General features: G+C 66.9%; 11 protein-coding genes. 8 read left to right on the top strand and 3 right to left on the bottom strand.

Translation table 11 applies throughout. The features are described from left to right. Positions 1-16: 16 nt before the first annotated feature. From mutL to ILP92_RS15305, 6 genes are all read left to right on the top strand, one after another. A complete protein-coding gene (gene mutL, locus ILP92_RS15330; RefSeq protein WP_198917290.1) occupies positions 17-1,834 on the top strand; it encodes a DNA mismatch repair endonuclease MutL in 1,818 nt (605 codons plus the stop codon). Next, positions 1,831-3,051 carry a DNA recombination protein RmuC gene (locus ILP92_RS15325; RefSeq protein WP_198917289.1) on the top strand — a complete coding sequence of 407 codons (1,221 nt, stop codon included), beginning with the start codon at positions 1,831-1,833 and terminating at the stop codon, positions 3,049-3,051. Before mutL ends, ILP92_RS15325 begins: the two co-directional genes overlap by 4 nt. Before the next feature lie 123 nt (positions 3,052-3,174). Then, positions 3,175-4,470, top strand: coding sequence for an NAD(P)/FAD-dependent oxidoreductase (locus ILP92_RS15320; protein ID WP_198917288.1), 1,296 nt, complete (start codon positions 3,175-3,177; stop codon positions 4,468-4,470). Continuing rightward, positions 4,467-5,225, top strand: coding sequence for a DUF1365 domain-containing protein (locus tag ILP92_RS15315; protein ID WP_198917287.1), 759 nt, complete (start codon positions 4,467-4,469; stop codon positions 5,223-5,225). The genes ILP92_RS15320 and ILP92_RS15315 overlap by 4 nt, the downstream gene beginning before the upstream one ends. Before the next feature lie 137 nt (positions 5,226-5,362). Beyond that, positions 5,363-5,926 carry a DUF3833 family protein gene (locus tag ILP92_RS15310; RefSeq protein WP_198917286.1) on the top strand — a complete coding sequence of 188 codons (564 nt, stop codon included), beginning with the start codon at positions 5,363-5,365 and terminating at the stop codon, positions 5,924-5,926. Beyond that, positions 5,923-6,654: an SDR family NAD(P)-dependent oxidoreductase gene (locus ILP92_RS15305; RefSeq protein ID WP_198917285.1), complete on the top strand. Its 732-nt coding sequence runs from the start codon at positions 5,923-5,925 to the stop codon at positions 6,652-6,654. The genes ILP92_RS15310 and ILP92_RS15305 overlap by 4 nt, the downstream gene beginning before the upstream one ends. A gap of 4 nt (positions 6,655-6,658) precedes the next feature. On the opposite strand, the gene ILP92_RS15300 is transcribed toward ILP92_RS15305, so the two are convergent. The 3 genes from ILP92_RS15300 to ILP92_RS15290 are packed head-to-tail and all read right to left on the bottom strand — an operon-like array spanning position 6,659 to position 9,545. Further along, complete coding sequence (locus tag ILP92_RS15300) at positions 6,659-7,798, bottom strand: saccharopine dehydrogenase family protein (protein WP_198917284.1); 1,140 nt, start codon at positions 7,796-7,798, stop codon at positions 6,659-6,661. A gap of 43 nt (positions 7,799-7,841) precedes the next feature. Further along, positions 7,842-8,891 carry a saccharopine dehydrogenase gene (locus ILP92_RS15295; RefSeq protein ID WP_198917283.1) on the bottom strand — a complete coding sequence of 350 codons (1,050 nt, stop codon included), beginning with the start codon at positions 8,889-8,891 and terminating at the stop codon, positions 7,842-7,844. Between the two features lie 12 nt (positions 8,892-8,903). Continuing rightward, positions 8,904-9,545, bottom strand: a complete 642-nt coding sequence (locus tag ILP92_RS15290) for a histidine phosphatase family protein (RefSeq protein WP_198917282.1) — start codon at positions 9,543-9,545, stop codon at positions 8,904-8,906. Positions 9,546-9,685: 140 nt separating this feature from the next. Here ILP92_RS15290 and fdhF point away from each other — a divergent pair, with 140 nt between their 5' ends. Further along, positions 9,686-12,460, top strand: a complete 2,775-nt coding sequence (gene fdhF, locus ILP92_RS15285) for a formate dehydrogenase subunit alpha (protein WP_198917281.1) — start codon at positions 9,686-9,688, stop codon at positions 12,458-12,460. Positions 12,461-12,721: 261 nt separating this feature from the next. Beyond that, the gene (locus ILP92_RS15280) at positions 12,722-13,630 is read left to right on the top strand and encodes a DUF481 domain-containing protein (RefSeq protein WP_198917280.1); all 909 of its coding nucleotides are present in this window, start codon (positions 12,722-12,724) and stop codon (positions 13,628-13,630) included. Positions 13,631-13,673 lie beyond the last annotated feature (43 nt).

Below are 13,673 nucleotides of genomic sequence, written 5' to 3'. Positions count from 1 at the left end.
TGCTACCCCTTGTGGCATGACCCGCCACGACCCCCAGATACGGCCCGACCGTCCACATATCCGCCAGTTGGACGAGGGCGCAATCAACCGCATCGCCGCGGGCGAGGTGGTCGAGCGCCCGGCCTCGGCCGTGAAGGAGCTGGTGGAAAACGCGATTGATGCGGGCGCGCAGCGCATCGACATCGCCGTGGCCGATGGCGGCAAGACGCTGATCCGCGTCACCGACGATGGCTGCGGCATCCCCGGCGCGGACCTGGCGCTGGCCCTGTCGCGCCACGCCACGTCGAAGATCGACGGCACCGACCTGCTGAACATCACGTCCTTCGGCTTCCGCGGCGAGGCGCTGCCGTCCCTGGGGGCCGTGGGGCGGCTGACCATCACCAGCCGCGCCGCGGGCGATGACGCCGCGCAGATCTCCGTGTCGGGCGGTGCGCTGCAGCCGGTGAAGCCCGCCGCGTTGAGCCAGGGCACCGTCGTCGAACTGCGCGACCTCTTCTACGCGACCCCCGCGCGGCTGAAATTCCTGCGCACCGACCGGGCCGAGGGGCAGGCCATCACCGACGTCGTGAAGCGCCTTGCCATGGCCGAGCCGTTCGTCGGCTTCACGCTGCGCGACGTCTCAGGCGGCGGCGAGGGCCGCGTGACCTTCCGCGCCGACGCGGGCACCGGCGACCTGTTCGACGCGATGCGGGCGCGGCTGGCCCGCGTCCTCGGCGCCGATTTCGCCGACAACGCGCTGCTGATCGACGCCGAGCGCGAGGGGACGACGCTGACCGGCTATGCCGCACTGCCCACCTATTCGCGGGGTGCCGCGACCCAGCAATACCTGTTCGTAAATGGCCGCCCGGTGCGCGACAAGCTGCTTTACGGCGCGTTGCGCGGTGCCTACGCGGACTTCCTGAGCCGCGATCGCCACCCGGTCGCGGCCCTGTTCGTCGAATGCGACCCGACCCGCGTGGACCAGAACGTGCACCCCGCCAAGACCGAAGTGCGGTTCCGCGATCCCGGCTCGGTGCGCGGGCTGATCGTGTCGGCCCTGCGCCACGCGCTGGCCGAGGCGGGACACCGCGCCTCCACCACCGTCGGTGGGGCAACGCTGGGCGCGTTCCGTCCCGAGGCCCAGGATGCCCCCCGCGTGTACCAGATGGACCGTGCCCGGCCGACCCCGCGCCCGGCGCAGGGCTTCGCCGAAACCGCCCAGGTGTTCGCGCGGGTCGATCCGGTCGACGAGGTCGCCGATGGGGGCGACGAGGTCCATCCGTTGGGTGCCGCGCGCGGTCAGGTCCACGAGAACTACATCATCGCCCAGACCGAAACCGGCATGGTCATCGTCGACCAGCACGCGGCCCACGAGCGGCTGGTCTATGAAAAGCTGAAACGCCAGATGGCCGAAAGCGGCGTCGCCTCACAGGCGCTGCTGATCCCGGATATCGTGTCGCTGGGGGAAGACGAGGCGGCCGCGCTTCTTGAACTGGGCGACGCGCTGTCGCGTCTGGGGCTCGAGATCGAGGCGTTCGGCGGCGGCGCGGTGGCGGTGCGCGCCACGCCCGCGATCCTGGGGCCCGTCGACAGCGAGGCGATGCTGCGCGATATCCTGGACGAGCTGGAGGATCTCGGCGACAGCCTGTCGGTGCAGGCCCGGATCGAAGCGGTGCTGAGCCGCGTCGCCTGCCACGGCTCGGTCCGCTCGGGTCGGCGCATGTCGGCGCCCGAGATGAATGCCCTGCTGCGCGAGATGGAGGCCACGCCCCATTCCGGCCAGTGCAACCATGGCCGCCCGACCTACGTGGAATTGCACTTATCCGACATTGAACGACTGTTTGGACGCCGATGACCCGCAACGAGCTTGACCTGTTGCTGCAAGACCCCCTTGTGCTGTTGTCGCTGGCGGCGGCCGTCGTGCTTCTGGTGATCGTGCTGCTGGTCGTCACGCTGGTGCGCGCCGGGCGCACCGCGCGCGCGTCGGACGCGCTGACGCACGAGCTTTTGCGCCTTGGCGGCGACGTGCAGCGCCTGGGCGCGGGCCAGTCCCAACTTGCGGGAAACCTGCAGATGGTCAGCGACACCCAGGCCACCGCGCAGCTGACGGTGATCCAGACAGTCGAGACGCGGCTGAACGACGTGCAGCAGCGCATGGCCGACCGGCTGGCCGAGAACGCGACCCGCAGCAATCGCGCGCTGGCCGAGATGCAGGAGCGGATGCGCGAGACGCTGCACGGCACGTCCGAGAAGACCACCAATTCGCTGACCCAGCTGCGCGAGCGGCTGCAGGTGATCGACCGCGCGCAGGACAACATCACCAAGCTGTCGGGCGACGTGCTGAGCCTGCAGGATATCCTGTCCAACAAGCAGCGGCGCGGCATGTTCGGGGAAATCCAGCTGACCGATATCGTGTCGAAGGCGCTGCCCGCCGACAGCTACACGCTGCAGACAACGCTATCGAACGGCAAGCGCGCCGATTGCCTGGTCCACCTGCCGAACCCGCCCGGTCCGATCGTCATCGACGCCAAGTTCCCGTTCGAATCGTTCGAACAGCTGGCCGCCGCCGAGACGAAAGAGCAGATGACCCTTGCCCTGCGCGCGCTGGGCCAGGCGGTGAAGAAGCACATCCGGGACATCTCCGAGAAATACATCCTCGAGGGCGAGACGGCGGATGGCGCCATCATGTTCCTGCCGTCCGAGGCGATCTATGCCGAGCTGCACGCCCGCCTGCCCGAGGTGGTGCGCGAAGGCTTCGCCGCGCGGGTCTGGATCGTGTCGCCCACCACCTGCATGGCGACGCTGAACACCATGCGCGCGATCCTGAAGGATTCGCGGATGCGCGAACAGGCGGGCGCGATCCGGCGCGAACTGGCGCTGCTGCACGCCGACACCGAGCGGCTGGTCACCCGCGTCGGCAACCTGGACCGCCATTTCAGCCAAGCCCGCAAGGACGTGGACGATATCCTGATCTCGGGCGAAAAGGCGGGCAAACGCGCGCAGCGGCTGCATTCCTTCGACTTCGCCGAAGACGGCGAAGCGGCGCCGCGACTGCCCGTCACCGACGGATGAGCGGCGCAACAAGGTCAGCCAGATTGTCACACTCGTGCGATTTCGGTGGACGCACCGCCGAACGAAACCATTTCAGCGATCATGCCGTGTATTCGGTCGCCAAGGATCAAAACCGGACCGTTCATGCCTTTTGAAAATGCTTCCAATTCCCCCCGTCGCATCGCCGTTATCGGGGGGGGCGTGTCGGGACTTGCTGCCGCCTACCTGCTGAAGGACAGCCACCGCGTCACCCTTTACGAGGCCGAGCCGCGGCTGGGCGGACACGCGCGCACCGTGATCGCGGGCAAGCGTCGCGACCAGCCCGTCGATACCGGCTTCATCGTCTTCAACCGGGTGAACTACCCCAACCTGACGGGCCTCTTCGACGCGCTCGACGTGCCGGTCACCGAAAGCGACATGAGCTTCGGGGCCTCGATCGGCGGGGGACGGCTCGAATACGCGCTGCATTCGGTGAAGACGATCTTCGCGCAGAAGCGCAACGTGGTGAACCCGCGTTTCCTGCGCATGGTCCGCGATATCGTGCATTTCAACAAGCATGCCCGGACGACGGTACGCGAGGGCATGTCCATCGGCGAACTGCTGGGCGGGCTGGGCACCGGGTCGTGGTTTCGCGAATATTACCTGCTGCCGTTTTCCGGCGCGATCTGGTCGACGCCGACGCGCGGCATCCTGGATTTCCCGGCCAAATCGCTGGTGCAGTTCTTCGAAAACCACGCACTGCTGGACTACGAGGGCCAGCACCAATGGTACACGGTCAAGGGCGGGTCGGTCGAATACGTGCGCCGCGTCCAGGCGGCGCTGGCCCATGCGGGTGTCGAGCTGCGTACCGGCGCACCGGTCGCGGCGGTCCGGCGCGATGGCGGCACGGTGCAGGTGGAAACCCGGGCCGACGCGCCCGAGATCTTCGACGAGGTGATCTTCGCCACCCATTCCGACGTCACCCTGTCGTTGCTGGCCGATCCGTCCGAGCAAGAGCGCCGCGCGCTGGGCGCAGTCCGCTACCAGCCCAACCACGCCGTGCTGCACGCGGATACCAGCGTCATGCCGCGCCGGAAATCCTGTTGGGCCAGCTGGGTCTATTCCGAGCCCGAGGACGGCCCCACCGACCGGATCGGCCTGAGCTACTGGATGAATTCGCTGCAGCCGATCCCCAAGGACGATCCGATGTTCGTCACGCTGAACGGCTCGCAGCCGCTGGACCCCAGGCTGATCTACGACGAGGTCAGTTTCGCGCACCCGGTCTATGACCTGGGCGCGGTGCAGGCCCAGCAGGATATCCGGCGCTTCAACGGCGCGCAGTCCACGTGGTTCTGCGGCGCGTGGATGCGCAACGGCTTCCACGAGGACGGGTTCGCCACCGCGCGCGACGTGGTCGAAGCCATCGCGGCGCGGGACTCGGCGCCGCTCGCGGCGCAGTGAGCCGGGTGGACCATATCGCGGGCCGGACCTTCCACGGTCGGCACGGTGCGGTCCGCAACGCCTTCACCTACGGCATCGACTACGTGCTGCTCGACGCCGAGGGCGCGGTGGAGGCGCCGCGTTTCTTCGCCCGCAACGGTCGCGGCCTGATGGGGATCGACGATTCCGATCACGGCGGGCCGCCCGGCGCCGGGCGTGGCGCGGCCTGGGTGCGCGCGGTTCTCGAGGCGCACCAGATCGGCCATGTCGCCCATCGGATCGAGCTTCTGGCCCAGCCATCGGTGCTGGGCCACGTCTTCAACCCGGTGTCCTTCTGGCTGATCCGCGACGATGCGGACGCCCTGCGCGCCGTCATCGCCGAGGTGACCAACACCTTCGGCGACCGCCATTGCTACCTGTGCCGCCATCCCGATCTGCGGACGATCCGGCCCCGCGATATCTTGCGGTCCGAGAAAATCTTTCACGTCTCGCCGTTCCAGGATGTGGAGGGCGGCTACAGTTTCAGGTTCGACATCGGGCCAGACGAGATCTCCGTCGTCATCGACTACCGGACATCGGACGACGAGGGCGTGATCGCCACCCTGCGCGGGACGCGCAAGCCCTTGTCCAACATCGGAATCGTGGCGGCCTGCCTGCGTCGGCCCCTGGGGTCGCGCCGCGTCCTGGGACTGATCCACTGGCAGGCGCTGAAGCTCTGGTGGAAGGGCGCCCGATACCGGTCGCGCCCACGCCCCCCGGACCACGAAATTAGCTGAAAAAGCGCGTTGCGATGCCGCAGCGACGGGACGCGGCGGAACAAAGTCCTACCTGAGCCGCTGACGGCGAGAACGCCACCGGGTTTCGCCAGCCCGGGCCGGATGCCACCGGAAATCCCGAGTGAAGAGAGTTTGCCATGGATATTTTCATCTACATATCTGTCCTGACCTCGGCCCTGCTTTGCGCCGTGATCGTCCGGGTGCGCATCCTGTCTTTCGCGGGACAGAAGGTGCAGGATTACGAAGGCCTGGGTCCGGTGTTCGACCTGCCGACCCACCTGGACGGCGCCCTGATCTGCGACGGCGTGATCTTCGGGCCCACGGGACGCGTCACGTCGCGGTTCAACGCGCGCATGATCGGCACGTGGGAGGGCGATACCGGCACCCTGCACGAGGAATTCACCTATGACAGCGGCGCCCAGCAGACCCGGGCATGGCATCTGGAAGTGAAGGGTCCGAACCGCTTCGTGGCCCGCGCGGACGACGTGATCGGCATCGGGGTCGGGCGCAACGCGGGACCGGCGGTGCGGCTGTCTTACCGCATCGTGCTGCCCCAGGATTCGGGCGGACACAAGCTGGACGTGATCGACTGGATGTATCTCGACACCGGCGGCAACATCATCAACCGGTCCCAGTTCTTCAAATACGGCTTCAAGGTTGCCGAGCTGATCGCCACCATTCGCAAGGACACTTCTGAATGAGAGACTGGGAACACAAGCGCTACTGGATCGTCGGCGCGTCCGAGGGGTTGGGCCGCGAAGTCGCGCGCAGGATCAGCGCGCTCGGGGCGCATGTGATCCTGAGCGCCCGCAGCGCCGACCGGCTGCACGAACTGGCGGGCGAGCTGACGGGTCCGGCCACGGTGGTCACCTGCGACGTGTCGGATGACGACGACGTGGCGCGCGCGGCGCAAGAGGCCGGGCAGGTCGATGGCGTCGTCTATCTGGCGGGGGTCTACTGGCCGCAATCCGCGCAGGAATGGAATGCCGAACAGGTCACCGCCATGCTGGACATCAACCTGACCGGCGCGGGGCGGATCCTGGGCCAGGTCGTGCCGCAGATGGTCGAGCGGGGTGCGGGCCACGTCGTGCTGACCGGGTCGCTGTCGGGATTTCGCGGTCTGCCGAGCTCGATCGGCTACGGCGCGGCGAAGGCGGGCCTGATGGCGCTGGCCGAGTCGATGTATGCCGATCTGCGCCGCACGGGCGTCGACGTGCAACTGGTGAACCCGGGCTTCATCGAGACGCGGCTGACCGACAAGAACAACTTCAAGATGCCGATGATCATGACGCCCGAGGCTGCCGCCCGCGAATTCGTCGACCACCTGAACGGCGACAGCTTCGCCAAGAACTTCCCGCGCAGCTTCGGCGCGCTGTTCCGGCTGTCGAACTTCCTGCCCGACTGGCTGTATTACCGGATCGTCGGCTGACGGCTCAGGCGTGATCGACGATGGCCAGGTGCTGCGCCAGGTCGTCGATCTTCGCCAGGAATCGGTCCACCAGCGCCGGTCCGCTCGGTGCTGCGTGCACGCCGGGCGCCATGTCGCCCGCCAGGACCGCCTCGACCGCCATCGAGACGGGCACCGACACCAGCCGCGCCATGGCGGTGCTGTCGGCGTCGCCCCAGGCATCCATCACGTATGTCTTGTGCCAGACCGTGCGGCCGTCCCGCTCGGCCCGCAGATCGACGCACAGCACGACGCGGTCCGGCTCGCCGGGATCGTAGGCGTTGCTGGCCCAGAACTGGTCCGACATCTCCGCCAGCCGCTGGTCGCCCGCGGCCCCCGTGAGCGTTTCGACCTCGGCGAAGACGTCCGCCCAGGCGTCGGCCCAGCCGTCCAGCCGCAAGGTTCCGCGCACGAAGGTCTGCACGTTCCAGCCTTCATCGAAGCCGTATTCGGCCAGGAAGGGCAGGCTGTCGCGGTTGGGATAGACCTCAAACGTCTCGGGCGCGGGCAGGGGCGCGGTGTAGCTGGAAATGGCGTCCCAGGGGCGCGCCACGTCGAAGGGACGTCCGTCGCGGATCGATCGCGACGGCGATCGCAGCGCCTTCAGCACGCCCAAGGGCGACCAGCTGAACTTGTAGCGGAACGGGTTGGGGACCTTCGGGATGCCGCCGCAATAGCTGAGGAAATGCAGCGCGTTGTCGGGGTCGAAGGCCTGCGAGGCGCGGTAATCGGCCATGAGCCTGTGCGCCATCAGGTGGTCGATCCCGGGATCGAGACCGATTTCGTTGACCAATGCGACGCCCGCCGCCCGGGCGCGGTCGTCCAGCGCACGCATGTCGGGGGCGATGTAGCTGGAGCTGACGAAATGCGCGCCCGCGTCGATGGCAAGCTCGGCCAGCGGCACGTGCCAGTCACCCGGCAGCATCGACACGACCACGTCGCCCGCGCCCACGGCGTCACGCAGCGCGCCGGTGTCGAAGCTCCGGATGTCGTCCGTCAGATCGCCCACCGCCGCGACCGCCTTGTCGCGCGAACGGTTCCAGACGGTCACGTCGTGGCCCGCGTCGATCAGGCGGCGCAGGCCGGGGATGGCCGACAGGCCGGTTCCGCACCAATGGATCGTCATCGCGTGTATCTCCTGTTGCGTCAGGTATTTGTGGAAAGATGAACTAGGGACGGTGCGCCAGGAATGTCTGGCGGGCGCGCTCCCACACCCCTTCGTCGATCCGGGGCAGGGTGCGCAGGTGGGGCAGAAGCTGGGCGGCGAAATCGGTGGAGGATTCCACCGGCAGCATCGACGGCAGGTTGTCGATGGCCATCACGTCCAGCGGCGGGCTGTCATGGACCCGCAGCGTGGGCGCGTCCCAGGTCGTCGTGCGGTCATAGACCTTCACCGGCGAGAAATCCGAAGTCGGATCGCAGGCGATATCGCCGATCACCGTCAGGCGGCGCGGCTGGGTGGGCGTGTCGGCGGGCACGAAGACCGGCGCGCCGGGCTGCGCGAGGATGCAGTTCAGAAAGACGTGGTGCATAAGCACTTCCGGGAACGGGCCGCCATGGGCGGTTTCCGCCAGGTCCCAGCGGGTGATCGGCGCACCGACGGCGGTGCAGAGATCCGCCGCACCGGCCCCGACGCGGCCCTTCGCGCCGATGACCAGCACCGTGGGCCAGGCGGCCGTCGCCCCCTTCAGCAGGGTGGCCAGATCGCCCGTCAGCGCGGTGGCCGACGGGTAGCTGTGCACCGGCGGACAGGTCTGCCCCCGGGCCTGCGCGGCCCACGCCATCAGCGATACCGCCGCACCCGCGAAGCCCGCCCAGTAGCCGAAGGCCGCGACGCGGCGGCCGGTGTCGTCCACCAGGTATTCCAGGTCGTAAAGCGTGCCGCCGCCCACCGCGAACCGCTTCAGTAGCCGCTGCCCGTCGGCCTGGCCCTTATAGGCGTGGCCGAACAGGATGTGCCGGTGGGACAGCGGGGTGCCGTCGTCGGGCAGTTCCTTCAGCCCGAAGATGATGGCGTCCGCGGGAGCCGTGGGCCACGCGCCTTCGGGCGCGATCTCGGCCCCCGCCGCGCGGTAGGCGTCGATGGGAATGGCGCGGGTGCGGCTGTCTTCCACGGTCACGCGGAAGCCGTCTGCCAGCAGGGTCGCCACACCATCGGGCATGATGCCGACCCGGTCTTCGTTGGCGCGCGGCTCGGCGCGGACCCACAGATGTGTCATGGTGGGGGCCTTTCAGTAATGCGTCAGCGCGTGGGCGCGGTCGTCGCGGTCCAGGTGCGGCGTGGCGTTGAAGCCCGCCATCAGCATCTGCCCGCGCCGTATGTGGAAGCGGTGGATCGACGTGTTGCGGATCGGCAGAAGCACCTGTGACAGCCGGGTGGGGTCCAGGTCCAGCACGTGGCGCAGCGCCATGCCGATCACGCCGCCCGAGGTGATGCAGAGCGTGCGGCGGCCTTCTTCGGACGCGTCGAGCAGAACCGAGGTGATCCGCGCCTCGAAGGTGGCGAAGGACAGGTTGCCCTGGATTTCCGCAGCGTGCCACGCGCGCATCACCTGCGGCACGTGGTCGGGAAAGCCGTCGGCGTCGGGCATCGGCACGCCGTGGGTGTTTTCCAGCGCGCGGCCCAGGTTGAAGTAATCCATCTCGTTCAGGCGTTCGTCGATCGTGGCCTCGATCCCCATGCCCGCCGCCGTTTCGCGGTGGCGGCGCAGCGAGCCCGACAGCACCGCGTCGAACCGTTCGCCCCGGTCGCGCAGCCAGTCGCCCAGCCAGCGCGACTGCTGGTGGCCCAGATCGCTCAGCCGGTCGTAGTCGTCTTCGTTGTCGGCGTGCGAATTGGCCTGCCCGTGGCGGACCAGGACGATTTCACCCATGGCGGTTCCTTCTTGGCGTGATTGCGGCCTAGCCGGTTTCGATGCGTGGCGCAAACAATGCCGTGTCCGTCGTATTCGGGGGCATGACAGGGCCGCGCTTTCGTCTAGTTTGGGGGGTGATGATGCAAGGGAAGCCCACCATGCCGGACAAGGTCACATTGAAGCTGGACGGCAAGGACGTCACCGCCGAGGCGGGCGAGACGATCTGGCAGGTCGCCAAACGCGAGGGCACGACCCTGCCGCATCTGTGTTTCAAGGACTGGCCGGGCTACCGCCCCGATGGCAATTGCCGGTCCTGCATGGTCGCGGTCGAGGGCGAAAAGGGCCTTGTCGCGTCCTGTCGCCGCGATGTCGAGGACGGCATGCAGATCACCACCCAGGGTGCGCGCGAGACCAAGGCGCGCCGGATGGTAATGGAGCTTTTGCTGGCCGACCAGCCCGAGGTGGCCCATGACGCATCGTCGCATCTGCGCGACATGGCGGCGATGGAAGAGGTAACCGACAGCCGCTTCCCCAAGCTCGAAAAAGAGCGGATCCCGCTGCTCGATGACAGCCACATCGCCATGCGCGTGAACCTGGACGCCTGCATCCAGTGCGGGCTGTGCGTGCGCGCCTGCCGCGAAGTGCAGGTCAACGACGTGATCGGCATGGCCGGGCGCGGGCACGACGCCTTCCCGGTCTTCGACATGGACGACCCCATGGGCGACAGCACGTGCGTGGCCTGCGGGGAATGCGTGCAGGCCTGTCCTACCGGCGCGCTGATGCCCGCCACGGTTCTGGACGACCAGCAGCATGGCGACAGCGCCGATTACGATGCCGAGGTGAAGTCGATCTGCCCGTTCTGCGGCGTCGGCTGCCAGGTGTCGATGAAGGTCAAGGACAACAAGATCAAGTACGTGGACGGGATCAACGGTCCCGCCAACGAAGGGCGGCTGTGCGTCAAGGGCCGCTTCGGCTTCGACTACATCCACCATCCGCACCGGCTGACCAAGCCGCTGATCCGCCGCGACGACGCGCCCGACAAGGGGCTGAACGTGGACCCGGCCAATCCGTGGACCCATTTCCGCGAAGCCACCTGGGACGAGGCGCTGGAAAAGGCCGCGCACGGGCTGGTGGATCTGCGCAGCTATTACGGCGGCAAATCCGTCGCGGGCTTCGGCAGCGCCAAGTGCACCAACGAAGAGGCCTACCTGTTCCAGAAGCTGATCCGCCAGGGCTTCGGCCACAACAACGTGGATCACTGCACGCGGCTCTGCCATGCCAGCTCGGTCGCGGCGCTGATGGAAAACGTGGGCTCGGGCGCGGTGACGGCGGGCTTCAACGAGATCGAGAATGCGGAAGTCGCCATCGTCATCGGTGCGAACCCGACCGAAAACCACCCCGTCGCGGCCACCTATTTTAAGCAGTTCGCCAAGGATGGCGGCCAGCTGATCGTCATCGACCCGCGCGCCCAGACGCTGCGCCGCTATGCCAGCCACATGCTGCAATTCCGGCCTGGCACCGACGTGGCCCTGCTGAACGCGATCATGAACGTGATCGTGGAAGAAAAGCTGTACGACCGGCAGTATATCGAGGGCTTCACCGAAGGCTTTTTCGAGTTCCGCGACCATATCCGCGCCTTCACGCCCGAGCGCATGTCCGAGATCTGCGGCATCGACCCCGACACGATCCGCGACGTGGCGCGCACCTATGCGGGTGCTGCGCGCGCGATGATCTTCTGGGGGATGGGGATCTCGCAGCATATCCACGGGACGGACAATGCGCGCTGCCTGATCTCGCTGGCGCTGCTCTGCGGCCAAATCGGGCGACCGGGCACGGGCCTGCATCCGCTGCGGGGGCAGAACAACGTGCAGGGCGCCAGCGATGCGGGGCTGATCCCGCATGTCATGCCCAATTACCAAAGCGTCACGGACCCCGAAGTGCGCGCGCTCTTCCGCCACATCTGGGGCGGGACCGAGATCGACGCCACACCCGGAATGACGGTGGTCGAGATCATCGACGCCATCTATCGCGGCGAAATCCGCGGCATGTACATCCTGGGTGAAAACCCCGCCATGTCGGACCCCGATGTCGAGCACGCGCGCAAGGCGCTGGCGCAGCTCGATCACCTGGTGGTGCAGGACATCTTCCTGACCGAAACGGCGAATTTCGCCGATGTCATCCTGCCCGCCGCCGCGTTCCCGGAAAAGAACGGCACCGTCACCAACACCAACCGGCAGGTGCAGATGGGCCGCAAGGCGATCTCGCCGCCGGGCGACGCGCGGCCGGACTGGGAATTGCTGGTCGAGCTGGCCAACCGCATCGGGCTGGACTGGGATTACGACGGGCCGCGCAGCGTCTTCGACGAGATGAAGATGTCCATGCGCAACCTGCACCACATCACCTGGAACCGCGTCGAGAACGAAGGCTCGGTCACCTATCCGGCGAATTCCAAGGATGATCCCGGCCAGTCGGTGATGTTCGGCGACGGCTTCCCGCGCCGCGCGGGCCGGGCGAAGTTCACCCCCGCCCGCGTGACACCCCCGGCCGAGGCGCCGAACGACGAATACCCGATGATCCTGATCACCGGGCGGCAGCTGGAGCACTGGCATACCGGGGCGATGACCCGGCGCTCGGCGGTGCTGGACGATATCGAGCCCGAGGCGAACTGCTCGCTTCACCCGGCGACGCTGCGCAAGATGGGCGTGGCCCCCGGTGGGCATGTCCGCCTGTCGACCCGCCGCGGCAGCGTCGAGATCATGGCCCGCGCCGACCGCTCGGTCGCCGAGGATTGCGTGTTCCTGCCCTTCGCCTTCGTCGAAGCGGCGGCGAACGTGCTGACGAATCCGACGCTCGATCCCTGGGGCAAGATCCCCGAGTTCAAGTACTCGGCCGTGCGCGTGGATCCGGCCGAGACGTCGCTCGCGGCCGAATAGATGCGCGTCGCAGGCCGCGCCTTTCCATGTGCGCCTGCACGTCGTTCAAGGGGCTCGGGAATTTTTTACGGGCCCGTCGGTAAAAAATTGCCGATTGTTCCGAAAACAAGGGGATTTCGTAGGGTAAACCCCTTGGTTGTTGCGAAAATACCGTGGCTTTGAATTCACGTCGATGGCCGGGTGAACTTACCGATCAGACATGTATTTGACCGTCCAGAAGGCGGGACGATCCCGCTGCTCAGATATCAAGGACACGCGCACATGACTACACGCAACATCTTCGTCTCTGCCGCTGTCGCTGCCCTGATCGCAGGCGCCGCGCAAGCTCAGACCAACACGTTCAACAACACCGGCCTGATCGGTGACAGTGCCGTGGCCAACGCCAACGAAGACCTGGCCGACGACATCCAGGAAGATTTCGAGCGTCAGACCTTCCGCATCGGCAACGAAGGCCGCCCGCAAGGCTTCACCGGCTCGATGGCGCTGCGCGCCACCGCGGGCACCGGCGACAGCAACGACGACGACGACGAAACCGTCGACCTGGGCCTTGGCGCCAATTTCGGCTACGTCGCCGGTCCCAACGGCTACGACCTGGGCCTGTACTACACGTATTCGTCCGACAACGGCGACACGACCGAGGACAACCTGCTCTACAACTTCCAGTACTCGCGCGACTTCAATCCGAACCTCTACGGCTACGCGCTTCTGCAGGGTAGCTATGACGGTCGCACCGACGACGACGACGATGTGAACAACACGGTCGAGCGCGAGAACGACGTATTCCTGGGCTTCGGCGCGGGCTACCGCATCTACAACACGCCCGACATCCAGTGGTCGGTGCAGGCCGGTCCGGGCTACCGTTTCCAGAGCTTCCGTGAAATCGGCAACGTGGTCGGCGACCTGGATGGCGACGAAAGCGAATTCGCAATCTCGCTGTCGTCGGATTACCTGAACCGCATCAACGACAACATGTTCATTTCGAACGACACCGACATCATCACGTCGGATTCGGACACGGTGCTTTACAACGACCTGGGTCTGAACGTGTCGATGACCGATACGCTGGCGCTGCGCACCTCGATCCAGTCCGAGTATCACACCGATCCGGCCATCGGCGACAAGTCGACCGAGCACCAGTTCGGCGTCTCGCTGGTCTATAACTTCAACTGATCGTCGCCTTCGGGCGAGACGGAAACAGGGGGCGGCACCGAGG

Source organism: Palleronia pontilimi (genome assembly GCF_016412875.1).
Taxonomy (GTDB): Bacteria; Pseudomonadota; Alphaproteobacteria; order Rhodobacterales; family Rhodobacteraceae; genus Palleronia; species Palleronia pontilimi.
Note: the sequence above shows the minus strand (reverse complement) of the source record. Positions and strands in the feature narration are given on the sequence as shown.

What these genes read in the sequence shown, in the direction of transcription:
- ILP92_RS15295 (WP_198917283.1), bottom strand. Translation starts at nt 8,891, where the DNA reads ATGACACATCTGTGGGTCCGCGCCGAGCCGCGCGCCAACGAAGACCGG.
- ILP92_RS15300 (WP_198917284.1), bottom strand. Translation starts at nt 7,798, where the DNA reads ATGACGATCCATTGGTGCGGAACCGGCCTGTCGGCCATCCCCGGCCTG.
- ILP92_RS15305 (WP_198917285.1), top strand. Translation starts at nt 5,923, where the DNA reads ATGAGAGACTGGGAACACAAGCGCTACTGGATCGTCGGCGCGTCCGAG.
- ILP92_RS15280 (WP_198917280.1), top strand. Translation starts at nt 12,722, where the DNA reads ATGACTACACGCAACATCTTCGTCTCTGCCGCTGTCGCTGCCCTGATC.
- ILP92_RS15325 (WP_198917289.1), top strand. Translation starts at nt 1,831, where the DNA reads ATGACCCGCAACGAGCTTGACCTGTTGCTGCAAGACCCCCTTGTGCTG.
- ILP92_RS15320 (WP_198917288.1), top strand. Translation starts at nt 3,175, where the DNA reads ATGCCTTTTGAAAATGCTTCCAATTCCCCCCGTCGCATCGCCGTTATC.
- mutL (WP_198917290.1), top strand. Translation starts at nt 17, where the DNA reads ATGACCCGCCACGACCCCCAGATACGGCCCGACCGTCCACATATCCGC.
- fdhF (WP_198917281.1), top strand. Translation starts at nt 9,686, where the DNA reads ATGCCGGACAAGGTCACATTGAAGCTGGACGGCAAGGACGTCACCGCC.
- ILP92_RS15290 (WP_198917282.1), bottom strand. Translation starts at nt 9,545, where the DNA reads ATGGGTGAAATCGTCCTGGTCCGCCACGGGCAGGCCAATTCGCACGCC.
- ILP92_RS15310 (WP_198917286.1), top strand. Translation starts at nt 5,363, where the DNA reads ATGGATATTTTCATCTACATATCTGTCCTGACCTCGGCCCTGCTTTGC.